The sequence below is a fragment of the Drancourtella sp. An57 genome (assembly GCF_002161525.1).
In the GTDB taxonomy this organism is placed as follows: Bacteria; Bacillota; Clostridia; order Lachnospirales; family Lachnospiraceae; genus Sellimonas; species Sellimonas catena.
The window spans coordinates 158856-182137 of the sequence record NZ_NFHY01000005.1 but is presented as its reverse complement, the minus strand read 5'-3'; the positions used below and the strand labels follow the sequence as shown (position 1 = coordinate 182137).

General features: G+C 47.5%; 26 protein-coding genes. All 26 read right to left on the bottom strand.

Annotated features, from left to right (window positions below):
* The 26 genes from purE to addA all read right to left on the bottom strand — a co-directional run bounded on the left by purE (position 1) and on the right by addA (position 23280).
* Positions 1 to 522, bottom strand: a complete 522-nt coding sequence (gene purE, locus B5G11_RS05865) for a 5-(carboxyamino)imidazole ribonucleotide mutase (RefSeq protein WP_087169387.1) — start codon at positions 520 to 522, stop codon at positions 1 to 3.
* A 164-nt stretch (positions 523 to 686) separates the two neighbouring features.
* Positions 687 to 2735 carry an aminopeptidase gene (locus B5G11_RS05860; protein ID WP_242958945.1) on the bottom strand — a complete coding sequence of 683 codons (2049 nt, stop codon included), beginning with the start codon at positions 2733 to 2735 and terminating at the stop codon, positions 687 to 689.
* A gap of 1 nt (position 2736) precedes the next feature.
* Positions 2737 to 3138 (bottom strand): DUF6142 family protein, encoded by a 402-nt coding sequence (locus B5G11_RS16670; protein WP_087169388.1) that lies wholly within the window; start codon positions 3136 to 3138, stop codon positions 2737 to 2739.
* Positions 3086 to 3589 (bottom strand): VanZ family protein, encoded by a 504-nt coding sequence (locus tag B5G11_RS05850; protein ID WP_087169389.1) that lies wholly within the window; start codon positions 3587 to 3589, stop codon positions 3086 to 3088. The genes B5G11_RS16670 and B5G11_RS05850 overlap by 53 nt, the downstream gene beginning before the upstream one ends.
* 12 nt (positions 3590 to 3601) lie before the next feature.
* On the bottom strand, positions 3602 to 3754 hold the full coding sequence (locus tag B5G11_RS16515; RefSeq protein WP_171027886.1) for a hypothetical protein: 153 nt from the start codon (positions 3752 to 3754) through the stop codon (positions 3602 to 3604).
* Positions 3755 to 3767: 13 nt separating this feature from the next.
* Positions 3768 to 4448 carry an orotate phosphoribosyltransferase gene (pyrE, locus tag B5G11_RS05845; protein WP_087169390.1) on the bottom strand — a complete coding sequence of 227 codons (681 nt, stop codon included), beginning with the start codon at positions 4446 to 4448 and terminating at the stop codon, positions 3768 to 3770.
* A gap of 164 nt (positions 4449 to 4612) precedes the next feature.
* The gene (locus tag B5G11_RS05840; protein WP_087252499.1) at positions 4613 to 5038 is read right to left on the bottom strand and encodes a GNAT family N-acetyltransferase; all 426 of its coding nucleotides are present in this window, start codon (positions 5036 to 5038) and stop codon (positions 4613 to 4615) included.
* A 125-nt stretch (positions 5039 to 5163) separates the two neighbouring features.
* A complete protein-coding gene (locus tag B5G11_RS05835) occupies positions 5164 to 6069 on the bottom strand; it encodes a dihydroorotate dehydrogenase (RefSeq protein ID WP_087169391.1) in 906 nt (301 codons plus the stop codon).
* Positions 6069 to 6851 carry a dihydroorotate dehydrogenase electron transfer subunit gene (locus B5G11_RS05830; protein ID WP_087252498.1) on the bottom strand — a complete coding sequence of 261 codons (783 nt, stop codon included), beginning with the start codon at positions 6849 to 6851 and terminating at the stop codon, positions 6069 to 6071. Before B5G11_RS05830 ends, B5G11_RS05835 begins: the two co-directional genes overlap by 1 nt.
* A gap of 24 nt (positions 6852 to 6875) precedes the next feature.
* Positions 6876 to 7802: an orotidine-5'-phosphate decarboxylase gene (pyrF, locus tag B5G11_RS05825; protein ID WP_087169393.1), complete on the bottom strand. Its 927-nt coding sequence runs from the start codon at positions 7800 to 7802 to the stop codon at positions 6876 to 6878.
* A 5-nt stretch (positions 7803 to 7807) separates the two neighbouring features.
* Complete coding sequence (locus tag B5G11_RS05820) at positions 7808 to 9142, bottom strand: dihydroorotase (protein ID WP_087252497.1); 1335 nt, start codon at positions 9140 to 9142, stop codon at positions 7808 to 7810.
* Positions 9143 to 9238: 96 nt separating this feature from the next.
* A complete protein-coding gene (locus tag B5G11_RS05815; RefSeq protein ID WP_087252496.1) occupies positions 9239 to 10447 on the bottom strand; it encodes a S41 family peptidase in 1209 nt (402 codons plus the stop codon).
* A gap of 23 nt (positions 10448 to 10470) precedes the next feature.
* Entirely contained in the window at positions 10471 to 11643 is a 1173-nt protein-coding gene (locus B5G11_RS05810; protein ID WP_242958944.1) for a peptidoglycan DD-metalloendopeptidase family protein, read from the bottom strand.
* Between the two features lie 21 nt (positions 11644 to 11664).
* Positions 11665 to 12573 (bottom strand): permease-like cell division protein FtsX, encoded by a 909-nt coding sequence (gene ftsX / locus B5G11_RS05805; protein WP_087169396.1) that lies wholly within the window; start codon positions 12571 to 12573, stop codon positions 11665 to 11667.
* Positions 12563 to 13249: a cell division ATP-binding protein FtsE gene (ftsE, locus tag B5G11_RS05800; protein WP_087169397.1), complete on the bottom strand. Its 687-nt coding sequence runs from the start codon at positions 13247 to 13249 to the stop codon at positions 12563 to 12565. Before ftsE ends, ftsX begins: the two co-directional genes overlap by 11 nt.
* A gap of 48 nt (positions 13250 to 13297) precedes the next feature.
* Complete coding sequence (locus B5G11_RS05795) at positions 13298 to 14386, bottom strand: helix-turn-helix domain-containing protein (protein WP_087169398.1); 1089 nt, start codon at positions 14384 to 14386, stop codon at positions 13298 to 13300.
* Between the two features lie 197 nt (positions 14387 to 14583).
* Positions 14584 to 15282 (bottom strand): WecB/TagA/CpsF family glycosyltransferase, encoded by a 699-nt coding sequence (locus B5G11_RS05790; protein ID WP_158099221.1) that lies wholly within the window; start codon positions 15280 to 15282, stop codon positions 14584 to 14586.
* Between the two features lie 278 nt (positions 15283 to 15560).
* Entirely contained in the window at positions 15561 to 15758 is a 198-nt protein-coding gene (locus B5G11_RS05780) for a small, acid-soluble spore protein, alpha/beta type (protein WP_087169400.1), read from the bottom strand.
* A gap of 50 nt (positions 15759 to 15808) precedes the next feature.
* Positions 15809 to 16012, bottom strand: coding sequence for a PspC domain-containing protein (locus B5G11_RS05775; RefSeq protein ID WP_087169401.1), 204 nt, complete (start codon positions 16010 to 16012; stop codon positions 15809 to 15811).
* Between the two features lie 50 nt (positions 16013 to 16062).
* The gene (locus B5G11_RS05770) at positions 16063 to 16896 is read right to left on the bottom strand and encodes a DUF4097 family beta strand repeat-containing protein (protein ID WP_087252493.1); all 834 of its coding nucleotides are present in this window, start codon (positions 16894 to 16896) and stop codon (positions 16063 to 16065) included.
* Position 16897: 1 nt separating this feature from the next.
* Complete coding sequence (locus tag B5G11_RS05765) at positions 16898 to 17626, bottom strand: DUF1700 domain-containing protein (protein ID WP_087252492.1); 729 nt, start codon at positions 17624 to 17626, stop codon at positions 16898 to 16900.
* Complete coding sequence (locus tag B5G11_RS05760; RefSeq protein WP_087169404.1) at positions 17626 to 17946, bottom strand: PadR family transcriptional regulator; 321 nt, start codon at positions 17944 to 17946, stop codon at positions 17626 to 17628. Before B5G11_RS05760 ends, B5G11_RS05765 begins: the two co-directional genes overlap by 1 nt.
* 203 nt (positions 17947 to 18149) lie before the next feature.
* Positions 18150 to 18524: a fluoride efflux transporter CrcB gene (crcB, locus tag B5G11_RS05755; RefSeq protein WP_087169405.1), complete on the bottom strand. Its 375-nt coding sequence runs from the start codon at positions 18522 to 18524 to the stop codon at positions 18150 to 18152.
* A 1-nt stretch (position 18525) separates the two neighbouring features.
* Positions 18526 to 19428 carry a carbon-nitrogen hydrolase family protein gene (locus B5G11_RS05750; RefSeq protein ID WP_087252491.1) on the bottom strand — a complete coding sequence of 301 codons (903 nt, stop codon included), beginning with the start codon at positions 19426 to 19428 and terminating at the stop codon, positions 18526 to 18528.
* A gap of 15 nt (positions 19429 to 19443) precedes the next feature.
* Positions 19444 to 19713 (bottom strand): DUF1294 domain-containing protein, encoded by a 270-nt coding sequence (locus B5G11_RS05745; RefSeq protein WP_087252490.1) that lies wholly within the window; start codon positions 19711 to 19713, stop codon positions 19444 to 19446.
* A 9-nt stretch (positions 19714 to 19722) separates the two neighbouring features.
* Positions 19723 to 23280 carry a helicase-exonuclease AddAB subunit AddA gene (addA, locus tag B5G11_RS05740; protein WP_087252489.1) on the bottom strand — a complete coding sequence of 1186 codons (3558 nt, stop codon included), beginning with the start codon at positions 23278 to 23280 and terminating at the stop codon, positions 19723 to 19725.
* Positions 23281 to 23282: the final 2 nt, after the last annotated feature.

The window sequence follows — 23282 nt, the reverse complement described above, 5'->3', positions numbered from 1 at the left end:
TTATTTTGCGGCTTTCTGAGCCATGTATTCTTTATGTCCAAGCTTTGCAAGCTTCTCTGCCTTTGCCTCGACTTCTTCCTTCATTTCTTTTGAGTAGTCTTTCAATCTCTGAAGCAGCTCCGGATCAGAGGTTGCAAGAATTTTCGCTGCAAGGATGGCAGCATTCTTTCCGCCGTCGATTGCTACTGTTGCAACCGGGATTCCAGGCGGCATCTGTACGATGGAATAAAGTGCGTCCTGACCGTCCAGTACCTTTCCTGTCATTGGAATACCGATGACCGGCATCGGGAAGATTGCAGCGCACATGCCAGGAAGATGCGCAGCCATTCCGGCTCCTGCGATGATTACTTTGAAATCCTTTTCTTCCGCAGATTTCGCGTATTCGTAGAAAACATCCGGCTCACGGTGTGCGGAGATGATTGTCATCTCGTATTCTACTCCTAATTTTTCCAGCATATCAGCAGCCTGGCTCATTACTTTCATATCTGAGTCGCTGCCCATAACAATTCCTACTTTTGGCATAGTGTCCTTCCTTTCTTTTCTCAGGTCTATGATTTATAAGTTTTCTAAATAAATAGATTCCTATTTATAAGTTATTTTACTAATACAGGCGGGCTCTGTCAACCGATGCCCGCCTGTGTAGTGATTATATTTTCTTATAACTGGGAACCTGCCCTGCTTATGATTTAGCGGCAGTCCAAAGGTTCGTTCAAAATCTCTGTTCCCGGCAGGACAAAACGTCCGTCTTTCAGAAGCGGAATTTCACTTCCGTCTTTCCGGATCACCGTGATCGCTCCCAGTTCATCGTACGGGATGGTGATATCTGTATGGCAGTGCATGTAGGCCTGTTCCGGATTCTCTTTTCGCAGAATGGAGACTTCGTTATCTCTTGCCACAATCTCTTTTCCGTCCGGATTGTAGACCTTCGTATCCTCACTGTAGCTGTAGCACGTATCGCCTACCGCAAAATGCGGTCCGGTCTTTTCCGCAATGAGAATCGGATACTTGTCCTCGATTCCGAATCTGCGTCCTGCCACATAGGCAGTCGTATTGGTTCCGATGGCAAATTCCCCCAGCGGAAGGGTCTCATGGTTAAACAGAATGTTTTCCTTCACATAGTCCCTGCACGCTTTTTCATCCTCAAAATTTCCGCATCCATACCCGGAAATCATGCCGTCCCGAAAACGGATTTCCAGATCCCGGTACTGAAGACCGTTTAAATATACCCGGCTTACATGCAGCACTCCGTTCGTGCCTCTGAGCACCGGAGAGGTGAATACTTCTCCCACCGGAATATTGACATCCGCAACGCAGTTTTCAAAAATCGTTTCTTTCTGCGGATCCTGAAGGCGGTAAAGCTGTACCGTCAGATCAGTACGGTTTTCGCCTGATCCGAGAATGTGTACGGACTCCCCTTCATCCAGAGCATCAATCATGGTCTGCTGTACTTTGGAATACAGGTCTGAATCCAACGTATTGATCCGGATCACTTCTCCAAAGATCTCCTCAAACTTCTCTCCGATCTCCGGCACCGGCCATGAGATGATCGTAAAGCTTCTCTCATCGCCCGGAATATAGGTATTTGTGATCTGGCCTGCCTTGCCGTCAAAGGAAAGCAGCATTTCTTCCTGCTTTTTCGTAAGAGTAAGCGCCTCTTCTTTCTTCTGCGGAGCAAACGGAATCTCACCGAAGACTTCCATCACTGCCGGGCCGGCAAATCCTGCTGCCAGCTCTTTATTCTGCTCGTATACAGTCTTCATCACTTCCAGCCTGCGCTCCACATAGTGCTTGTCCATAAACAGCGCCTGATCGTCCTTATGGTCGTAATCATACTGCTGATTTGGAATTCTTCCGAAATACCCGTTTCTGGAAACACCGCGTCTTGTCAGCACACTTGCCCCTGCACGGTAGATCGTCGGGCGCAGCCCCATAGCTTCAAAGTTTGCGACTGCCTGCTTTACGACCCGCTCAAATCCAAGCTTAAACCGGATGTTTACCGTTGTCTTCTTTGACAGATCTTTATTTCCAAGAACAAATCCTTTGCGGAATCCCTCTGTATAAACATCCGCCATCTTCTGAATCGTCTCCTCCGGAAGATCGGCAATATATTTTGCCGTCTCGATCTCATTGTCGGAAATATATTCGCCATAGCGGTACAGATACTTCAGATCGCTCAAATCACTCCTGCAGATAATATCCACCGCAAAGGTACGGTCCGGATCAATCTGATCCATAATCCGGTCTGCCGCAAATACTTCACAGTAATCATTCGCGTACCAGTAAAAAATATCTCTGACTGCCTGATACTCCGGTTCCTCTTCAAAGCAGTTATAAATCTCAATAAATAATTCGTTCAGAATGGAGAGATATTCCATCTGTCCTTCATATGCATACACAATGCCGGAACGCATCTCACTGTAAAGCGCACTTAAAAAACTGCCAAACGTCTCTCCCAGCATTTTCTGTGCATAAGCCGGATTTCCATAGCTTGTCTCATACTGTTCCGGGAGAATATCCTCATAAAGCTTCCGGTTCTCCTCCGCCAGCATCAAAATATCCGCACTCTCCCAGTCTCTGTTTCGTACCAGTTCCTGTACCTCGTCCAGCATCAGAAGAAATTCTGCTGTCTTTCTGAAATAATCCCGGTACGGCTCTTTGACCGTCTCCTCTAACATGATAACGCCGAGACGCTCTTTGGAAAGCTCATATCGTTCTCTTACCATCACATCATCCATCTTACAAAAGCCCCCTGATAAAAATTCCCGCGAAACCAATCAGAATTGCCAGATTACATGCAACTCCGATCTTACAGGTAATATAATTTTTGTCTCGTTCTTTGAATCCCCGGAAACCGGTGATAACACCCATCCATGAGCCAAAAAAGATCACAAGCGCAAGCCCGCCGACGAACGCCGGAGCATTTCCTCCTGTGACAATGGAAATAATAATCATAACAATCAGCGCCACAAAAAAACCTCCCGCATAGATACAGGATGTGATTCCTCTGGATGCATGAGGTGTTCTATTTTCATCTCTCTTTTGGATCCTTTTTTTTCGTCTTTCTCTTTCCCTCTCCCGTCTTTTTCTACCTCTTATTCTTCTTCTGCCTCTGTCGTTTTCTTTGTCGTTTTTCCACATAGTTTCTCCTTATTACATTACATAGCGCAAACAGTATATATCCGCACAGTCCCCCGGCTGTATTCAAAAGCAGATCATCTACATCAAAGCTCCCTACTTTCGTAAGGAGCTGAAATACTTCCACAAAAAAGCTGATTCCAAAACTATAAAACACGGTAAGGAAAAAACTCCGGTTCCAGTATCTGCTTGCCATCGGCATAAAGAAACCAAACGGCACAAAAATCAGTACATTTCCAATCAGATTGGTAAATGTCAGCAGGCCGAGCTGTTCCCGGTACGTCCAGAATCTCCGGATTTCTCTGAACAGTTCCAGATTGTAATGATACTCCCTCATCTCACCGCTTCGGCCATACCAGTCTGAAAATAACAAAAACCAGAACAGAAACACAATGTAAAGAACAAACAACAATTTGCCAAGTCTCCTCAGCCAGTTTCTTTCCTGTGTTCTCAAATCGGCACCGCCTTAAAATGTAAGCTTTTTCTGATTTTTAAATAAGTGCGCTCCTCCGATGATTGACAAAATCCCGCAGGTCACTCCGACAACCATCAGAATGATTCCGACTGCAAGATTGCATGCACCGATGACTCCCATGCTGCGGTATACTTTTTCTTCCATCTTACAGGCCTCCTTATTTTACTCCGTACTGTTCATAATATGCGTCAATTGCTGCTTTTAATGCATCATCTATCACAATCTTTCCCTGGCAAGGCTGATTATAAAGATGCTCTACAACTTCCTCCATTGTAACAATCGCCGCCGTATCAAATCCATACAGGTCTTTTACTTCGTCCAGCGCACATTTCTCGCCGCCTTTCCCTACTTCCATACGGTTCAGAGATACCATCAGTCCTTTGATTGTTACATCTGCAGCACCTTTGACCTTCGGCACGGTCTCTTCCATGGATTTTCCGGATGTCGTTACATCTTCGATCATGATCACACGGTCACCGTCTTTTAACTGGCTTCCAAGGAAGCTTCCCTTGTCTGCACCGTGGTCTTTTTCCTCTTTTCTGTCAGAGCAGTAACGTACTTCTTTTCCGTAAAGCTCACTGTATGCAATCGCTGTTACAACGCTGAGCGGAATCCCCTTGTAAGCCGGCCCAAACAGCACGTCAAAATCATCACCGTATGTGTCGTGGATGGCTTTTGCGTAGTATTCTCCAAGCTTCTTTAACTGAGATCCTGTCACATAAGCTCCTGCGTTCATGAAGAACGGAGATTTCCGTCCGCTCTTTAATGTAAATTCTCCAAATTTGAGCACATCGCTCTCCACCATAAATTCGATAAACTCTTTCTTGTATGCTTCCATCTCTTTTCAAACCTCCGTGTTTGTGGACTTTTTCATCCAGACTCTTTATTTTTATCCTTCTGCCCGTCATCATCAGGCAGCAACGGTTAAATTCTTTTCAATTCTAACATACTCCCTGAAGTTTTTCAATTCCCAGGGGCCTCCATATCAGATTTGATATCCGGTTATTTTCTCGTATAACTCATCGTGTATTCTACTTCCCCGGTTGCTTCATCCACACCTTCTCCGGCAATCCGGAATCCTTCTCTTTCATAAAACGCTGCTGCACCCTTGTTTTTCCGATAGACATGCAGCGTCAGTTTCGGATGCGTTTTTTTGACCTCATCGAGAAGCCTCTTTCCGATCCCGCGGGAACGGAATTTCTGTTCCACGAAGATTCCTGCAAGGTAGTCTCCCTGAAGTCCGGCAAATCCTCTTACAGCCTGCTCTTCCTCATACACGAAGATCTCCGCCTGCAAAAACTGCTTTTTGACCTCCGGAAGGTTTTCCTCCCAGTATTGCTTCGGCACAAACGGGTGTGCCTCTTTATTTCCACTTAACCAGACTGCTGCCACCTGGTCAAGATCCTTTTCTTCCATCATGCGAATCATACCGCTTTCCTCCTTCTTCCTTTCTTTTTACAGAGAAGTTGAAAAAGAAAAGGCGTACCTTTACGATACGCCAGACTCTTTCTTTTTGGTATTTCGATCTTCTTTCGTTTTTCCAAAATCAAATGTTATTTGACAATGCCTGTCATGTCGGCCACGGTCTGGAATCCATTCTTGTCCATGTACGCCGCAATGCCTTCTGCGATTTCTTCTGTCGCCTTTGGATTGAAGAAATTCGCTGTTCCGACTGATACGGCACTTGCTCCCGCAAGAATAAATTCCACAGCATCTTCCCAGGTACTGATTCCTCCCATACCGATCACAGGAATCTTCACGGCGTTTGCCACCTGATATACCATCCGCACTGCCACCGGTTTTACAATCGGTCCGGATACTCCTCCGGTTTTATTTGCCAGTACGAACTGTTTCCGGTTAATATCGATCTTCATGCCGGTCAGCGTATTGATCAGGGAAACCGCATCGGCTCCACCCGCCTCTACCGCTTTTGCCATCTCCGTGATGTCCGTCACGTTCGGGCTTAACTTCATGATGACCGGCTGTTTTGCATATTTCTTTACCGCCTTTGTAATTGCTTCTGCCGCCTTTGGATTCTGTCCGAAAGCGATTCCGCCCTCTTTGACGTTCGGACAGGAAATGTTGATCTCCAGCATATCCACATCTTCGGACGCAAGCCGTTCCACGACTTCACAGTAATCTTCCTCGGAACGTCCGCAGACATTCACAATGATATTGGTGTCATACTGACGGAGGAACGGAATATCCCTCTCACAGAAGACATCAATCCCCGGATTCTGAAGTCCTACCGCATTCATCATACCGCCGTAGACTTCCGCCACTCTTGGGGTCGGATTGCCTTCCCATGGAACATTGGCAACACCTTTTGTCGTCACAGCACCAAGTTTGTTCAGATCTACGAATTCACAGAATTCCGCACCGGATCCGAAGGTTCCGGAGGCTGTTGTAACCGGGTTTTTCCACTCTACTCCCGCAATCGTTACTCTTGTATCTGCCATTATAATTCCACCTCCGTCGAAAGAAATACCGGACCGTCTTTACAGATGCGCTTGTTGTGCACATGGCTGTGATGATCGACTTCCTTTGATTTGCACACGCAGGCAAGGCAGGCGCCGATTCCGCATGCCATTCTCTCTTCCAGAGAAATGTAGCACGGAATGCCTTTTCCCTCCGCATAGTCTTTGATTGCACGGAGCATCGGTGTCGGTCCGCATGCATAGATAATGTCCGCATCCAGCTGATTTTCACGGATCGCATCCATCACGTTTCCTTTTGTTCCTACACTTCCGTCCTCTGTGGAAATATATACGGTTCCATTTTGTTCAAACTCTTCTTTCAGGAATGTCTGCGCATCCCGATATCCCACGATGATCTGCTTTTCGCAGTCAATCTGACGGGAAAGTTCGAGAATCGGAGGTACACCGATTCCGCCTCCCATCAGAAACGCTTTCTTTCCTTTTGCCGCCTCAAGAGGAAAGCCGTTCCCAAGAGGTCCGATGACCGGAAGTGTATCTCCCGCTTTCATTTTGGAAAACTCTTCTGTTCCGGTATTCTCTCCTGTTACCCTGTATACGACCCGGAGCATTCCCTGCTCCCGGTCGATCTCACAAATACTGATCGGGCGCGGAAGCAGTTTGCTTCCATCGTTTGTGTACATGGAAATAAACTGACCCGGCACTGCACTTTCGGCCGCCTTCGTCTTAATCCACATACTGAAAATTCCATCTGCCAGCTGTTCCTGAGAATGAATCACTGCCAGTTCTTTTTCTCTTTCTGCCATCTCTTCTTTTCCCCTTATCCGGTATTATCTGTTGTTCAGTGCCTGACTGATATCCGCAATCATATCTTCTACAGCCGCTCTGGAAGCATCTCCAAAATTCTCGGCTCCAAAACGTGCGTATTTCTCCTGCTTGTAGGCCGCGATAATGCCTCTGGATGAATTGACAATTGCTCCAAGACCGTCCTCGTTAAAGAAGTGTACGAGATCCTTGCCCTGTCCGCCCTGTGCGCCGTATCCCGGTACCAGAATATAGGACTTCGGCATAATCTTGCGGAGCACTTTTCCCATCTCTGGGTACGTTGCTCCTACAACCGCGCCGATGTAGCTGTACTCATCTCCCATGCATCCTTCTCCCCACTGGGCAACTTTTTCTCCAACCAGTTCGTAGAGCGGACGTCCGTCGATCAGCTGATCCTGGAATTCACCGCTTGACGGGTTGGATGTTTTAACAAGAATAAAGAGACCTTTCTTTTCTTCTTTACAGACATCGATAAACGGATTGACTCCGTCAGAACCAAGATACGGATTGACTGTCACAAAATCCTCGTCAAACGGGGCGTAGGATCTGCTTCCCACCTGTACCTTTCCGATATGTCCTACCGCATAGGCTGCGGATGTAGATCCGATATCCCCTCTCTTGATATCTCCGATAACAACAAGCCCTTTCTCCTTGCAGTAATCTACTGTCTTTTTAAATGCCGCAAGTCCCGGAATACCGAACTGCTCATACATGGCGATCTGCGGTTTCACTGCCGGAATCAGATCGTAAGTCTTGTCCACGATCTCTTTATTGAACTGCCAGATTGCTTCCGCAGCTCCTTCCAGTGTCTCTCCGAATTCTGCAAATGCTTTTGCTTTTACCTGATCCGGAATATAATTCAACATCGGATCCAGTCCTACTACGATCGGTGCATTTGTTTTCTTAATGTTTTCCACTAATTTGTTAATCATACTCTCTACTCCTGTTCCTCATATGCTTGATTTTTATAGACAACATTTCCGTCTACCAGTGTGTATTTGACATCTCCTTTGACCTTCCATCCGTCAAACGGAGTATTCTTCCCTTTCGAGAAAAAGGTGTCCGTATCGATCTCATACTCTCTGGACGGATCGAAGACAACCAGATCCGCGATCTTTCCCTCGGATACAGAACCTTTGTCCTTCAATCCCAGAATTTTTGCCGGCGCAAAACTCATCCGCTCTGCCATCTGCATCGGCGTAAGCACACCTCCCTCGACAAGCTCTGTATAAGTCAGCGCCGCGCTGGTCTCCAGTCCTACAATTCCAAACGCCGCCTTTCTCATCGGTACGTCTTTCTCCTCAACGGAATGCGGGGCATGATCCGTGGAGATGGCCTCCATGACTCCTTCCTTCAATCCCTGGCGGAGCGCTTCCACGTCTTCCATCTCCCTAAGAGGAGGATTCATCTTGAACCGTCCATGGTCCTCCGTAATATCATCGGTGGAAAGGGTAAAATGGTGCGGGCAGACTTCTGCTGAAACAGAAATGCCTTCCGCCTTTGCCATCCGCATCAGATCCACCGTGCCCTTTGTGGAGCAGTGGCACAGATGCAGGTGTACTCCGGTATCCTTTGCAAGAAAAATATCACGAGCGGTGATAATGTCCTCAACGGAATTGGTGATTCCCGGAAGCGAAAGCTCCTCGCTTCTCTGACATTTGTTCATCACGCCGTCCTCTCCGGTATCCGGATCCCGGCGCAGATCGATCTCCTCGCAGTGCGCAAAAATCAGAAGTCCGTACTTTTTCGCAAGTTTCATTCCCTCACGGTACAGTGCGGAATTCATGACTGACTTTCCGTCCTCGGAAAGTGCCATGCACCCTGCTTCTGCCATTCCTTTGATATCGGCAAGTTCTTTTCCCTCTTCTCCTGCCGTGATTGCTCCAAGCTGGATGATATTCACCGGCGACTCTTCCTTTGCCCGGCGGTGTACTTCCTCCACCTTTTCTTTCGTATCAATCACCGGTTTTGTATTCGGCATGGCGCATACTGTTGTTACCCCGCCCCGGGCAGCCGCTTCGCCTCCTGTTTTCAAAGTCTCTTTATACGTCAGCCCCGGATCGCGGAAATGTACATGCAGATCGATAAATCCCGGCATCACGTAGCAGCCGGAAGCATCCAGCATCTGTACATCCTCACTTTCAAGGCATCTCTGTATTTCTTCTCTGGTTCCTACTTTTTTGATTCTTTCTCCGTCTACCAGAACATCACAGACCTGGTCTGTTCCGGTAAGCGGATCCAGCACATGTCCATTCTGAATCCATGTTTTCATTCAGTTTTCTTTCCTTTCTGCTTTTGCATATTCCTCATGCTCAAGTATATATCATATCTATCTTACCATAGGACATAAAAAAAAGGAATGAAAATATCATTCCTTTTCTGTTCCATCTACGGCATTTTGTACTGTCTCGACCGCTTTTTCCAGCTGATTGTCCGTCTGATCATCCGCTGACTTTTCCACAACAATATCCGGGGTAATTCCTTCTCCATGGATATTTCGGCCGTCCGGCGTAAAATACTGTGCCGTCGTAAGTTTTAAGCAGGAGCCGTCAGACAGGGAGTAGAGCGTCTGTACGATCCCTTTCCCGTAAGTCTGTGTCCCGATGATGGTTCCTGTCCCATAGTCCTGAACCGCGCCGGAAAAAACTTCAGAGGCACTTGCACTTCTGCCGTTCACAAGAACTGCGAGGGGCTTCGTAAACTGGTGCTCATCATCTGATGTTTTCGTGTCCACACGCTCCCCGTTTTTGTCTTCAGTATAGACAATTGTCCCCTCAGGGAGAAGCAGATCAAGAATCTGACAAACGGTATCCAGATTTCCTCCCGGGTTGTCACGAAGATCCACGACAAGAGCTGTCATTCCTTCTTTTTCCAACGTTTCCAGTCCGTTCTGGAATTGTTCATAAGTAACACTGTCAAACTCGGTAATCTTAAGATATCCGACTCCGCCTTCCTTCATCTCGGTCTTTACAGTCCGGTTCTCCACAATCTTTCTTGTCATTTCCATATCAATACTGCTGCCATCTCTGCGTACAGTTACGGTGAGCTTCGTATTTTCTTCTCCTTTTACCAGATCTACAACATCTGAGAGGGACATTCCTGTCACGTCCTTTCCGTCTACCGACAGAAGGACATCTCCGTTTTTCATTCCTGCGTCCTCAGCCGGGGTGTCTTCGTAGACTTCCTGCACGGTAATCTCAAGTGTCTCCTGATCCTGTGCCATCAAAGCCCCTATCCCCGCATATTTTCCCTCGGTGGAAGCAAGAAGGTCTTCTGTCTCCTCCTTGTCATAATAGACCGAGTAGGGATCTCCAAGTCCCGCCACATAGCCTTTCAGTGACATATCCTGCAGATCTTCCTCTCTTACCTCATCCTCGTAGAGAAACTGATTTTCGATAATACTCTGTATCTCGGCAGCCTTCCTTGACGTGCCGGCACTGATTGCATCCGTGTGAAGACTGATCCTTCCCGTTGCTGTTAATCCTGCCAGCACAAGCAGTGCCGCCATAAACATCGTGAGGGCGCCGTAAAGCGCCCCCTTAAGTAAAATTCGTTTTTCTTTCCTTTGATCTTCCATCTGATCCCTTTCTGAGTCTGAAATTATAAGTATCTCAATGGATTCACCGGTGTTCCGTTTACATGTACTTCATAGTGAAGATGCGGTCCGGTTACAATTCCCGTCGCACCGATCGCCGCAATATTCTGTCCCCTGGACACCTTCTGTCCTGCACTGACATACACGGCGCTGCAATGCTGGTACCATGTCTGGATTCCATTTCCATGATTGACTACTACATAATTTCCACGTGCGCTGTTATAAGATGCCGTGACAACGGTTCCGGCTTCCGACGCATAGATCGGCGTTCCGGTCGCTCCGCCAAAATCGATACCGTCATGTCTGCTCGTCGCACCTGCCGTCGGAGCTGTACGATATCCATACCCGCTTGTGATCCGCGGACTTGCAACCGGGTAAGCCAGTGTACCGTTTCCGGACACATAGGAACTTCCCGCACTTGATGAACTTCCGGAAGAAGATGCGGCCTGAGCGGCTCTCCTTGCAGCTTCTGCTGCTGCCTTTCTGGCAGCTTCCGCTTCCGCCTGACGTCTCTTGGCCTCTTCGGCCTCCTTAATCAGCTGCTGAAGCTTTGCGGCATTTTCACCGATCTGCTGTTCCAGACTGGAAATCTGCACTTCCTTTTCCGCGAGAAGCTGGTTGACACTGTCACGCTTTGCGATCAGATCATTCTGTAGTGCCTTCAGCTCCTCTTCCTCTTTCTGAAGCGCCTTTTCTTTCTCCTCAATCTCCTTTGTCAGCTGTTCATACTTTTCCAGCATGTTTCTGTCGTACTCGGAGATTGTCTGAACATATTCTGCTTTATTCAGCAGGTCTCCCATACTCCTGGCACTTAAAAGGATCTCAATCAGGCTGGTGTTTCCGTTCTCATACATATATTTTATGCGAAGCTTCATCGCTTCATACTGGTCATTTTCCTGGATCTGGGCCTGCACAAGTTCATCCTGCGCTTTTTTGATCTCATCCTGCTTCTTTGTCAGCTTTTCCTCCGCTTCCTGCATATCGCTGATTACCTGATTCAGCTGACCGGCAAGTGAATTTTTCTCATTCTCCGCCGCTTCTTTCTGCTGCTGAAGCTCCTTTCCTCTCTGCTCGGCCTCTGAAATAGAATCAGCCTGCACAGGAACTGCGGTAAGTGAAAATATCATGATGCCCGCCATGAACGCAGCTGCCATATGTCTGGCTTTCTTTTTCAACATGATCTTTTGTCCTCCTTATGACTACGCGCGTAAGTGCTTCCGAATGGTGATAAAACTTCCAAGGAATCCGATACCGGCACCCAGAGCAAGCCCTACCGGAAGCAACGTACGGTAAACATCCATGACAGGAATAAAATCAATAATATTGTTCAGAAGACTGAATCTCGTCATAATATACTCTACTGCCTTATTATACATGAAGTAGAGAAGAATCAGAGGAATAATCGCTCCCACGATTCCGATGATAAGACCTTCGATTACAAACGGCGCCCGGACAAACCCGTCCTTCGCACCGATATATTTCATAATGGCAATCTCTTCACGCCGTACCGTCACACCCATTGTAACTGTGTTGCTGATCAGGAATACGGATACAGCAAGCAGGATCGCGATAATCGCAATGGATACATACCAGATCAGGGAGTTCAGTCTTGTCAGTGTCTTGGCAACAACGTCAGATTTGTTGACATTGCCGACTCCCTCCAGACTCTGTGCATGCTCTACGATATCCTGCTGTTTTGAGACATCGCTCATATACACCTCATAGTGATTGGAATTGATCAGCGGGTTGTCATCAGCAAATCCCTCTGCCGCATCTTCATTGCCTGCAAAATAATCTTCCTGGAACTCTTCCCATGCCTGTTCTCCTGAGACGTACTCTACTCTCAGGACACCGTCCTGCTGTTTCAGGTCATCTCCGATGGCCTGAATCTGCTCTTCGGAGGTGCCTTCATTAAAGAAAACTGTAATCGCAACCCCTTCTTCTGCCTTCTGAACCATGTAATTGAAGTTCATGACGATCGCAAAGAAAAGGCCAAACACGAAAATACATGCTGCCATCGTTGCAACAGAAGCAAGTGAGAACAGCTTGTTACGGAAAATGTTCTTAACCCCCTGCTTTGTCGAATATCCTATTGTACTAATTTTCATTATTATACCCACCTTTTTGTTCGTCGCTTACAATAACGCCCTTCTTCATTGTGATAACGCGTTTTTTCATCTCGTTTACGATTTCCTGGTTGTGCGTCACGACAAGGACCGTCGTTCCACGGTCATTGGCCTCCTCAAGAAGCTTCATGATCTCCCATGAATTGGTCGGGTCGAGATTTCCCGTAGGCTCATCCGCCAGCAGGATCGCAGGCTCATTAACAATCGCTCTTGCAATGGCCACCCTCTGCTGTTCCCCTCCGGAGAGTTCTTTCGGAAACGCTTTATATTTCTGCGCCAGTCCCACAAGCGACAATGCTGCCGGCACTTTCTGCTTGATAATACGCGGTGATGTCTCTGTCACGCGGAGAGCAAATGCAATATTCTCATAGATATTCCGGTCTTTCAGAAGACGGAAATCCTGGAATACAACCCCCAGATGTCTCCGGTACTGAGGTATCTTTCTGTGTTTCAGACGGTTCAGGTTCTGGCCGTTGACAATAATACTGCCGCTGGTCGGATCCAGTTCCTTTAACAGTAAACGAATCAGTGTAGATTTCCCGGAACCACTGTCACCGACAATAAATGCAAACTCTCCTTTTTCAATCTTCAGGTTTACACCATTGAGCGCAGCAATCCCTTTGGAATACTCCTTCGTTACTTCCTTAAATTCAATCATAAGTCTCCTCCTGCTAATTACTGATACTCCTTGTAATCTGGCTGCCTTTTAGTATTCCTGTGTCTCCATATACTTCATGTATTTGACTACCATCAGCGCAATCTTGAAAGTAATGGCATCCTCGAACACACGAAGATCCAGCCCGGTGCTCTTCTGAAGCTTGTCAAGACGGTATACCAGTGTATTTCTGTGGATATACAGCTGTCTCGATGTCTCAGATACATTCAGGCTGTTTTCAAAAAACTTGTTGATTGTTGTCAGCGTCTCCTCATCAAAGTCATCCGGGGATTTTCCCTCAAAAATCTCCCTGATAAACATCTTGCACAGCGGAATCGGAAGCTGGTAGATCAGCCGGCCGATGCCAAGCGCGCTGTATGCAATGATATCCTTCTCCTCAAAGAAGATCTTCCCGACATCCAGAGCAAGCTTTGCCTCTTTATATGATTTTGACACTTCCTTGATATCACTTACGATCGTACCGTATGCGATATGAGCCCCCTCTTCGCCTTCTGATTTTAACATAGAAAGCATCTCTTCGGCAACCTTTTCCATCTCGGCATAGCCTTCTCCCGCGGAAAGCTCCTTTACGACAATAATATTCTTTTCGTCTACGGCCGTGATGAAATCTCTTGTCTTTCCACCAAAAAGAGTACGAACATTGTCAAGTGCATTCGTATCTTTATCGTGAGAAGTTTCAATAATAAAGATAACACGTCTGACGTCAGTGTCAATATGCAATTTTTTGGCACGGTTATAAATATCCACCAGAAGAAGATTATCCAGCAGAAGATTTTTGATAAAATTATCTTTATCAAACCGCTCTTTATATGCGACAAGCAGATTCTGAATCTGGAATGCCGCAATCTTTCCGATCATATATACGTCGTCATTTCCTCCGTTTGCAAGAAGGATGTACTCCAGCTGATGTTCGTCAAAAATCTTGAAGAACTGATATCCCTGGATCACCTGGCTGTCGGCCGGAGATGCTACAAAAGAAAGTACCGCATTCTCATAATCGCCGTTTTCAGGGAATGTCGATGCCAGCACCTTCCCATCGATATCCATGACACATAAATCAATTCTCGTTATTCCCTTTAATCCTTCAATGGTATTCTGTAGTATCTGGTTTGATATCATTCCGACTCCTCTTTTCTCCATTTTTTGTATGCAATTTTCACAATCGCATTGTTCTTTTCTTTCGTTTTCTAAAACTCACCTATGTTATATACTAATATAAATTCACAAAAAAAGAAAGAGGAAATAGCATTTTTTTATGCATTTCCTCTCCCCGCATCCGGTCTTTCCACTGCATGACTCTGTGCATTGTGACGAAATTACTGTTTGCTTCCCGACTGCCCCTGCTGTTCCTTTTCTTTCCTTTTTATTTCCGATTTCAGTTTGAATTTTACAAAAAAATCCTGCAGTCGGCTTTTTTTATTATTTTTCTGTTGTATATTCTTAATTACTTCACCAAGGCCCACCCAGATTCTGGCATCCAGCACAGACTTGTTCTCGCCAATAAAATCTTCCTGAAGCGGAGATGGAAGCACGGAAATGATACAGTCAATCTCAGCTCCATTGATCTTATTGACAATCATATCACTCACTCCGGGCCTGTCCTCAACGATCTCGGCACCGGAAATCTCAATTCCGGAATAGTACCGCTCCAGATACTCCCTCAGAATTTCCTGTTTGTCGTCTCCCGGCGCCAGCAGAAATACTTTCCGACGATCCTTTTTCAGATATCTGAGAAACATCTTGACAAACAGATTCGTTTCAGCCTCCCGAAGAAGCGTCCTGTCTTCCACCCCCGACAACTCCAGAAGTGTCCTGTCTCCCACGACAAGAAGATCCATCTGTGCAATCTTCTCCCGAAGATCACCTGTTTCTGTCAGTTCGATTACTGAACTTCCGGCCAGGATCTCTATAGTACTGATCGGTTCCGTTTCCATATAGCGGATTGCTTCCTGCATTGCCTCTTTTGCTGTATATCCGTCTAATTGTACGCCTAAAACCTCAAACTTTTCACACATACTATCACCTATCATTCCTAACCGGGCAATTATAGCAGACCCCCAGCCGAATTTCAACAATTCTCACAAACTCTTCACACAAATTAACACTTTTGTAAAGCTACAAGCCAGGGGCCCAGGAACATTGGACGACGGAAAGCAAACTCGTTTGCTGGACGGCGTACATATGTTTCTGGGCGTATGGCGACAGCCATCAAGCGAGGAAATCGGTCATTTCGCTTCCCTCTTCCATTTCCCCTCCCTCCGATTTCCGAGCTTGCCCCCTGGCGTATTTCCATTCACTCCCCGGTTTTCTTTTCCCTCCTCCTTCGGTTCACCATTCCTCCGATTCTCCCTGTCTCCTTCGAGGATAGAGACTTCCATCCGTCATTCATCACCCGGTCCAGAAGTCCAAGTTCTTCCGCAATCTCGTATTTTAACTTTTCCTCTTCTGTCAGTTCGCTTAAGTTGATTTTCTTTTCTTTTTTCTGAGACATAAAAATACCCTCTCCTTTCATGGAGAGAGTATTTCCATCCTTTTCCTTCTTTATACGCCTTCCGGACGCTCCGGCATCACAACGGCCGCGATGAAATATCCCAGGACTCCTGTCCCGAAACTTGCGCAGGTAAACAAAACGTATCCCAGCCGTATGATGGTCGGATCAATGTGGAAATATTCTGCCACACCTGCACACACTCCGCAGAGCAGCCTGTCATGATTTGAACGGTATAATCTTTTTTCCGGTTCCATATCTTCCATTCCTCCTGTCCGTTTATCTGAGTTCTCCGTTTCTTCCCGAATTATTTAAATACAATTTCGATGCTTCCTGCCATACAGTCAGCTTTGATCTTTTTCCCTGTTCCATGGTCCTGATCATAGTTTTCCTGAAGTCCCGAAGCAACGGATTCACCGTCGATACTGATATCTCCTGCACTTACCTTCATCTTATAATCGTATTCAGACCGGTCCCCGGAAAGTTCGAGTGTAATGCCTCCTGCATTACAGGAAACGTCTGTATCGGACGGGCTGTTCCCTCTGCTCAGTTCTACACTTCCTGCATCACATTCAATCTCTATCTTCCTTGCCGAAAATGTATCTGCCTCTACAGCTCCAGCGCCAACATCGAGATCCAGCTTCTCGCATCGAATCTCCTCAAACCATATAGATCCTGCACCGGCATATCCTTTTACCTTATCAAATTCAATCTTCTTCGGTACAGTAATAATCACCGTAGCATCCGAGTCATCCTGCCAATGATTATTTCTTTCCTTTTCTGAGCGAACCACAAGTTTTGTCCCGTCTTTTTTCACTTCCAGCTCGGACTCCGTATCCACATCTCTTGTGTCAATCCGTATCTGACCGGACTGGTCCGTACTGGTCTTTACCTCGACTTTCATTGCTTCTGCCCGGATATCCAGACTTTGAATTCCCGAAAAACTCTTGAAATATACAGTATCTCCTGTTTTTTCGTGATGTTCTGTGTCATTTTCATGAAGCCATCTGACATACGGAAAAAAATCAGATGGTATTTCTGACCGGTCTATTCCGATCGCTGCTGCCGAAACACACATCCCCGCTCCCAGAACAGCCAGTATTCCACAAGTAATCAGAACACCTTTCCACCTCTTTCTCATACTATGCGCGCTCCTTTCCTCTGTAAAACAGTCTCCTTGTGACTCCTGTCAACACCCGGAAAATAGACGGAACCATAACGCAGCAGAGTCTGACGCTGAACACGGTAAGCAAAATTCCCGCGGAAAGCAAAAGAAGCCCGATTCCGCAGACGAGGAATCCTGCTGAAATTGAAGAAAACATTACTGTCACTCCTGCCACTGCCATCGCCACTCCGCAAACCGCAATGCAGAATGAAAAAATAACAAAAGCAAAAAAGATTCCGAAGGCTCCTGCAATCAGTCCAAAAAGCCCTGCTACAGCTCCGCCGACGATTGGAATCACGACAGGAAATCCTACACAGATAATAAGTATGATCAAAATGATTTTTAATGTCCTGCTGGTCCAGGGCCTCCTCTCCGGCTGCCCGTCTCCGTATCCGCGGTACGACTCCTCTTTTCCCGTGTAACCGCTGCTTGTCGTATAGTCAGCCGGCACCTCTCTGTCGTCGTACCGGCTCTGAAAAAATCCATTCTCAGCGTACGCATCCCCTGCATCTTCCCCTCTTAATCCTTCCCGGATCATCAGGGCAACTTTCTCCGGACTTCCCAGTTCTTTTATGATCTGTTCCTCCATCTCCGGTCCTGCATCCGCAAAATAGTCTTCATAATACTGGACGGCCTCTTCCCGCTCTTCTTCTGAAAGATCGCCGAGAAGTATTCTCAATCTTTCCAAAAACTCCTGACGATTCATCAAATCATTCCTCCCTCAAAAATATCAGTAATCTTTTTTGAATATTTCAGCCACTCGGATCTGTACAGCTCCAGCATGACCGCTCCCTTGTCAGTTACTTTATAATACCGTCTGTTCCTTCCGTCATACTGTCTGTCGTAGACCTCCAGGCACTCATCTTTCTGCAGTCTGCGAAGCACCGGGTAGAGTGTGGATTCGGAAATGTCAATCGCCTTTCTGACATCCTGCGTAATCTTATAACCGTATGTCCCCTCTTCTTCCCGCGATACAACCGCCAGCACAATTGCATCCAAAAGGGCTGCTCCGGTATTAAAAACCATAGCCTCACTTCCTTTTATATGCCGGGGTATCCTCCCCGAAACTTATTGACTCCTATATCATATCGTTTTCTATATTATACGTCGCATAATATTGTACGTCAATGAATTTATATAAAAGAAATGCGAAAGATTTTCTGAAGACTGCCACAAAGGACTTTTCTGCAAAATAAAAGAGAACCCCGTTTCCAGGATTCTCCTGTCTTCTATCCCCGCACCTGAACTGCAATCATTCTTCCAAGACATACACCTGCCAGACAGCAGATTACACTCAGGGCAATATAAAGTCCTCCGCTCAGCATTTTTCCCTGTTCCAGAAGCGTCCAGGCTTCCAGCGAAAATGTGGAAAATGTGGTAAAGCCTCCGCAGAATCCGGTCTTCCAGAACCATGCGTGTCTTTTTGACACATCAGGATCCTCCCCCGCCAGTATTCCTGCCAGAAAACCGATTACCACCGCGCCCAGCAGATTGGTCAGGAAGGTCCAGACCGGAAAATCTCCCCTGACCGGCAGAAGACTCAGTGCGTACCTTGCCGATGCGCCAAGTGCTCCTCCCAGCGCCACATAACAAACTCCCGGCATCTTAACCTTCCTCCTTTTCCTTTTTCAGTGGGGTCCGTATAAACGGCTCTTCTACAGCCGGATCCAGAAGCTTTTCATAGGCTCCGGTTTTCCGGTAGGCATTCCCCCATGTTTCGTTTTTCCGGTACTCCCGGATCTCTTCTATAGGAAACTCCGCCATCAGAATCCCCTCCTCCTCCGATGCCATCAGAATTGTCGGATCCTGATATCCATCTTCACCGAACACAACCGGAGAAAACGCACAGGACTGTCCCCATCCCCTGCCCGGATAATTGGCCATGGCAATTCCGGTCATATTTTCAAAGGCACGTGCCTCCAGCTGGTGCAGGCGGGCGGGATTCATGTCGCAGGCATTCGGCACAAGAATCAGTTCTGCTCCTTTCAGCATGAGAACCCTTGCACTTTCCGGAAATTCTCTGTCATAGCAGATCATGATTCCGATCCGGACACCGTCAAATTCTGCGGTTTCAAATGACGTTCCGCTCTGTAACAGCGCCTCCAGGGAAAAGTCACACGTATGTACCTTGGCATATCGAAGAAGGATTTCTCCTTCTCTTCCTATCAGAAATGCTTCATTCTGCGGTCCTTTTTCCCCTTCATACATACCGGTGATCACTGCGCCGACGGAGAGCCGCTTTGCCGTCTCCCTGAGTGTCCGGATATAGGCACTGTCCTCTCCAACCGCCTGAGAAATCCATGCCTTTCGCTCTTTTTCTCTTTCTTTCTGAAAGGGATCATCAAATGCCTCCGGAAAAGGCGGCGCATATCCAATCGACCACATTTCCGGGAAAAGCACCAGATCCGCGCCTGCCCGCCCGGCTTCCTCCATATAACGGACAGCCAGATCCAGATTTGCTTTCACATTATTCGGCACTGCCTTTTTTTGTACCAGTGCAATTTTCATTTCTTTTGCTCTCCTTTATCGCGGAAGGATTCCGTACACAACTGCCGCCTGTAAAACAACAGAGAGCGGTACCAGAATCCGGAATTTCCATTTTTTTGTCTTATGGTGAAAAACGGTCATGCCTAAAAGAGCTCCCGCCCCTCCAAGGCAGAAGGCACTTCCAAGGAGCGCTGCCTCGGAAATCCGCCATCTGTCATGCTTTGCTTTCCATTTATCAATTCCGTACAATATCAGTACGATTACGTTCCAGGCCGCCATCACCAAAAGCAGGTACTGCCAGATCATCGCTTCCTCCTATACTCTGATCTCCTTTCCAAGTGCAAAGGAATAGATCAGTTTTTCTTTTACATGTTTTCCAAGACTCTTTTCCAGAGCTTCCTGATAGTATTCCAGCTGAATACGGTAACGCCCTGTCAGTTCTTCTTCCGTTCTGACACGGTCAGTCTTATAATCGAGCAGGACGATTTCCCCGTCTTCCTCGAAAAACAGGTCAATAATCCCCTGCACAATCAGAAGTTCTCCACTTTTTTCTCCGCCGTTTTCCGGATAAATCCGGTCTGCTTCCACGCCAAGCACAAACGGCTGCTCTTTTTTCAGCTTTCCGTTCTGTGCCGCTTTCTGCATCCGGGCCGCACAGTCCGACTGTAAGAACTTCAGAATGTCTTCTCTTTCCACAGCCCCGGCGGATGCCTCATCGATTTTTTCCGCTTCCACGAACTGCCGGATTTCCTCTTCCAGTGTTTCCATGGTATAGGATTTTCCAAAATCCAGAAGTTCCAGAATCCGGTGGTAGGCTGTTCCTCTTGCCGCTCCCCGGATCTTCGTTTCCCCTTTCCGGAATTTTGGGATGATCTCTTCTTCCGGCTTCTCAAACATACGGACACTTTCCTCTTCTTCCGGCTGCGGCTCATGCGCCGCCCGTTTCAGTTCCGATACAGAAAACTTTCTCTTCCACCGGCTTTCCTCTTCATACGGATACCGGAAGAGATAGCTTTCCATCAGATGATTCCGGATTTCCTCATCATAGAGCTGCTCCGGATCAATGGCTTCGATATCCTCCCTGCGGATCTGTTTTCTTTCTTCCTCCATCACGGATTCCATCAGCACGTCTTCTTCCGTCAGCATTTCTACACGAATCGGCACCTTCTCTGACCATTCTGGATCATCTAGCCGGACCAGCGCCGGAATCAGGAAGTCCAGATAGCTTCCTGCCTTTTGCAAAAGCCCGAAGGAAAGCTGCCGCTCTGTCTGGCTTTTCACCCGCTCATACTGCTTTTGCTTTTCCCCGGCATGTTTCAGAGTTCCGGTGATAATAAGCTTTTCCTTTGCTCTTGTAAGTGCCACATATAAGACACGGAGCTCCTCTCCCAGATTTTCCAAACGCGTTTCATTCTGGATCATCTTTTTCAAAAAGGACGGGGCCTGCATCCGCTCTTTTAAATAAACCGCATCCACACCGATCCCCAGATCCTGATGGATAACCACCTTTCTCTGGATATCCTGGGTGTTGAATTTCTTTCCCATTCCGGAGACAATCACGATCGGAAATTCCAGACCTTTACTTTTATGAATACTCATGAGACGCACCGTGTCCGCCATCTCATCGCTTGTATTGGCTTCCCCGTAATCGACCTGATATTTCTGCAGCTGCTCCACGTACCGCAGGAAATGAAATAGTCCTTTGTAACTCGTGCTTTCATACGCTTTTGCCTTCTCGATCAGCATATCCAGATTCGCTCTTCTTTGTATGCCGCCCGGCATGGCAAGGACATAGTCCCGGTATCCGGTTTGAGATACAACCTGCTCCAGCAGTTCATGAATCGCTGTGTACGGCACCTGTTCCCGAAACTGATGTACCTGTTCAAAAAACGCGACAAGTTTTTCCTCTTTTGTGTCCCTCGCAAAATCTGCCGCCGCCTGATAAAACGGCTCTTCCGGATACGCGCACCGGATCCTTGCAAGCTCCTCATTTGTCAGTCCGCCAAAACAGGAGGAAAGCACTGCCGCAAGCGGAAGATCCTGCTTTTCATTATCCAGAATTTTCAGATAGTCTAAAAGAAGACTGATCTCCCTTGTCTGGAAGTATCCTTCCTTTGTCCCGCAGAATGTCGGAATTCCTTCCTCATTCAGCACCTTCGAAAAGACATCCGTCCACCCTTTGAGGCTTCGGAGAAGAATCACGATATCTCTGTAGGATGCCTTTCGATAGACACCGGTCTCCTTGTCCAGCACCTCCGTATTTTTCAGAAGCTCCTTGATCCGGGCCGCCACAGCCCGCGCTTCCAGCTCTTTTGCCTCCAGCGACTCTCCCTCTTCGATCAGCAGGATCTCCGTATCAAATCCTTCCTTTTCCTCGAACTGTGCCCCCACGTACAGGGCCGCCTGCTCGTCGTACTCCACTCTTCCAAGAGATACTGTCATGATCTGATAAAACAGGAAATTGACCGCATCCAGCACTTCCCCCCGGCTGCGGAAATTTTTGTGCAGGTCAATTCTGCGCTGGTCCCCCTCTCCGGCCGTCTCATAGGATGCGTACTTTGCCATGAAAAGTTCCGGCCTGGAAAGCCGGAACCGGTAGATGCTCTGCTTCACATCCCCTACCATAAAGACATTGTACTGCCCATGACTGATCCGTGAAATCTGCATCAGAAGCGTCTCCTGAATCAGGTTGCTGTCCTGATACTCATCGATCATGATCTCTTCGTATTTCTTCCGGTATTCCTCGGCGATTTCTTCTTTTTTCAGGATCCGGAGCGCATACTGCTCCATATCCCCAAAGTCAATCACACCGGCATTTCTCTTCTTTTCTTCAAAAGCCCGTCCAAACGCAATTGTCAGGCGCACAAGCTCCCCGGCAAACGGGGCTGCCTGTTCCATATCCTCTTTTAAATCCGCCTCGGTCTCATAGAAGAACTGTTCTTTCAGAGCGGACAGTTCCTTTTTAACCTGATCCCGCAAGGACTTGACAAATGCCGTCTTCTCCTCGGAAACTGATTTATCTTTATTCGCCGCAAGCCTTGCGAACGACGCCCCCGCAATCTGCTCCTGAAGCTCCCCAAAGGTCTCCTCTGACCGCAGAGAGCGGATCAGTCCGATATCCGAGGAAATCGTATCGGCATATGCGGCCGGTCCGTCCGGCTCCTCACACAGCTCTGCCGCGTAACGCAGTTCACTTTCCATATCCTCCAGCGTTGCCTTCGTATGCTCCACTGCCGCCTCAACAAACGGAAGCGTATCCCACGGTTCGCTTTTGACGGATTCATATCCTTCGATGCTGTCCAGAAGCCATTCTTCCGGATCCGGATTGCTTCGTGAAAACTCGTAGAGCTCCAGAATCAACTCCTCGACTTTTTTGTCGTCTCTTCCCGTTGATGCCATCTCCACAAAGTCAGTAAATGAGCTTTCCCCTTTTGCATACTCCTCTTCCAGAAGGTTTTCCATCACTTCCTGCATCAGAAGTTTTCGTTCTCCTTCTTCCAGCGTCCGAAACCCCGGCTCCAGATCAATCGTGTGGAAATAATCCCGGATCACGGACAGGCAGAAGCTGTGGATCGTCGTGATCTTTGCATGGTGGATGAGCGTTGCCTGCCGCTGCAGATGCGCATTGTCCGGATCTGTCTCCAGCTTTTTTTCAATGGCGCCGCGGATTCTCTCTTTCATCTCGGCTGCCGCTGCCTCTGTGAAGGTCACAACGAGAAGCTGATCCACATCGAGAGGATTTTCCCCTTCCGTCAGCCTGGTAATGATCCGCTCCACAAGGACAGCGGTCTTTCCGGAACCTGCCGCCGCCGAAACAAGAAGATTACATCCTCTGGCCGCTATGACCTGCTCCTGTTCTTTTGTCCATCCCATGA

What these genes read in the sequence shown, in the direction of transcription:
- purE (WP_087169387.1), bottom strand. Translation starts at nt 522, where the DNA reads ATGCCAAAAGTAGGAATTGTTATGGGCAGCGACTCAGATATGAAAGTA.
- B5G11_RS05860 (WP_242958945.1), bottom strand. Translation starts at nt 2,735, where the DNA reads ATGGATGATGTGATGGTAAGAGAACGATATGAGCTTTCCAAAGAGCGT.
- B5G11_RS16670 (WP_087169388.1), bottom strand. Translation starts at nt 3,138, where the DNA reads ATGTGGAAAAACGACAAAGAAAACGACAGAGGCAGAAGAAGAATAAGA.
- B5G11_RS16515 (WP_171027886.1), bottom strand. Translation starts at nt 3,754, where the DNA reads ATGGAAGAAAAAGTATACCGCAGCATGGGAGTCATCGGTGCATGCAAT.
- pyrE (WP_087169390.1), bottom strand. Translation starts at nt 4,448, where the DNA reads ATGGAAGCATACAAGAAAGAGTTTATCGAATTTATGGTGGAGAGCGAT.
- B5G11_RS05840 (WP_087252499.1), bottom strand. Translation starts at nt 5,038, where the DNA reads ATGATTCGCATGATGGAAGAAAAGGATCTTGACCAGGTGGCAGCAGTC.
- B5G11_RS05835 (WP_087169391.1), bottom strand. Translation starts at nt 6,069, where the DNA reads ATGGCAGATACAAGAGTAACGATTGCGGGAGTAGAGTGGAAAAACCCG.
- B5G11_RS05830 (WP_087252498.1), bottom strand. Translation starts at nt 6,851, where the DNA reads ATGGCAGAAAGAGAAAAAGAACTGGCAGTGATTCATTCTCAGGAACAG.
- pyrF (WP_087169393.1), bottom strand. Translation starts at nt 7,802, where the DNA reads ATGATTAACAAATTAGTGGAAAACATTAAGAAAACAAATGCACCGATC.
- B5G11_RS05820 (WP_087252497.1), bottom strand. Translation starts at nt 9,142, where the DNA reads ATGAAAACATGGATTCAGAATGGACATGTGCTGGATCCGCTTACCGGA.
- B5G11_RS05815 (WP_087252496.1), bottom strand. Translation starts at nt 10,447, where the DNA reads ATGGAAGATCAAAGGAAAGAAAAACGAATTTTACTTAAGGGGGCGCTT.
- B5G11_RS05810 (WP_242958944.1), bottom strand. Translation starts at nt 11,643, where the DNA reads ATGTTGAAAAAGAAAGCCAGACATATGGCAGCTGCGTTCATGGCGGGC.
- ftsX (WP_087169396.1), bottom strand. Translation starts at nt 12,573, where the DNA reads ATGAAAATTAGTACAATAGGATATTCGACAAAGCAGGGGGTTAAGAAC.
- ftsE (WP_087169397.1), bottom strand. Translation starts at nt 13,249, where the DNA reads ATGATTGAATTTAAGGAAGTAACGAAGGAGTATTCCAAAGGGATTGCT.
- B5G11_RS05795 (WP_087169398.1), bottom strand. Translation starts at nt 14,386, where the DNA reads ATGATATCAAACCAGATACTACAGAATACCATTGAAGGATTAAAGGGA.
- B5G11_RS05790 (WP_158099221.1), bottom strand. Translation starts at nt 15,282, where the DNA reads ATGTGTGAAAAGTTTGAGGTTTTAGGCGTACAATTAGACGGATATACA.
- B5G11_RS05780 (WP_087169400.1), bottom strand. Translation starts at nt 15,758, where the DNA reads ATGTCTCAGAAAAAAGAAAAGAAAATCAACTTAAGCGAACTGACAGAA.
- B5G11_RS05775 (WP_087169401.1), bottom strand. Translation starts at nt 16,012, where the DNA reads ATGGAACCGGAAAAAAGATTATACCGTTCAAATCATGACAGGCTGCTC.
- B5G11_RS05770 (WP_087252493.1), bottom strand. Translation starts at nt 16,896, where the DNA reads ATGAGAAAGAGGTGGAAAGGTGTTCTGATTACTTGTGGAATACTGGCT.
- B5G11_RS05765 (WP_087252492.1), bottom strand. Translation starts at nt 17,626, where the DNA reads ATGAATCGTCAGGAGTTTTTGGAAAGATTGAGAATACTTCTCGGCGAT.
- B5G11_RS05760 (WP_087169404.1), bottom strand. Translation starts at nt 17,946, where the DNA reads ATGGTTTTTAATACCGGAGCAGCCCTTTTGGATGCAATTGTGCTGGCG.
- crcB (WP_087169405.1), bottom strand. Translation starts at nt 18,524, where the DNA reads ATGCCGGGAGTTTGTTATGTGGCGCTGGGAGGAGCACTTGGCGCATCG.
- B5G11_RS05750 (WP_087252491.1), bottom strand. Translation starts at nt 19,428, where the DNA reads ATGAAAATTGCACTGGTACAAAAAAAGGCAGTGCCGAATAATGTGAAA.
- B5G11_RS05745 (WP_087252490.1), bottom strand. Translation starts at nt 19,713, where the DNA reads ATGATCTGGCAGTACCTGCTTTTGGTGATGGCGGCCTGGAACGTAATC.
- addA (WP_087252489.1), bottom strand. Translation starts at nt 23,280, where the DNA reads ATGGGATGGACAAAAGAACAGGAGCAGGTCATAGCGGCCAGAGGATGT.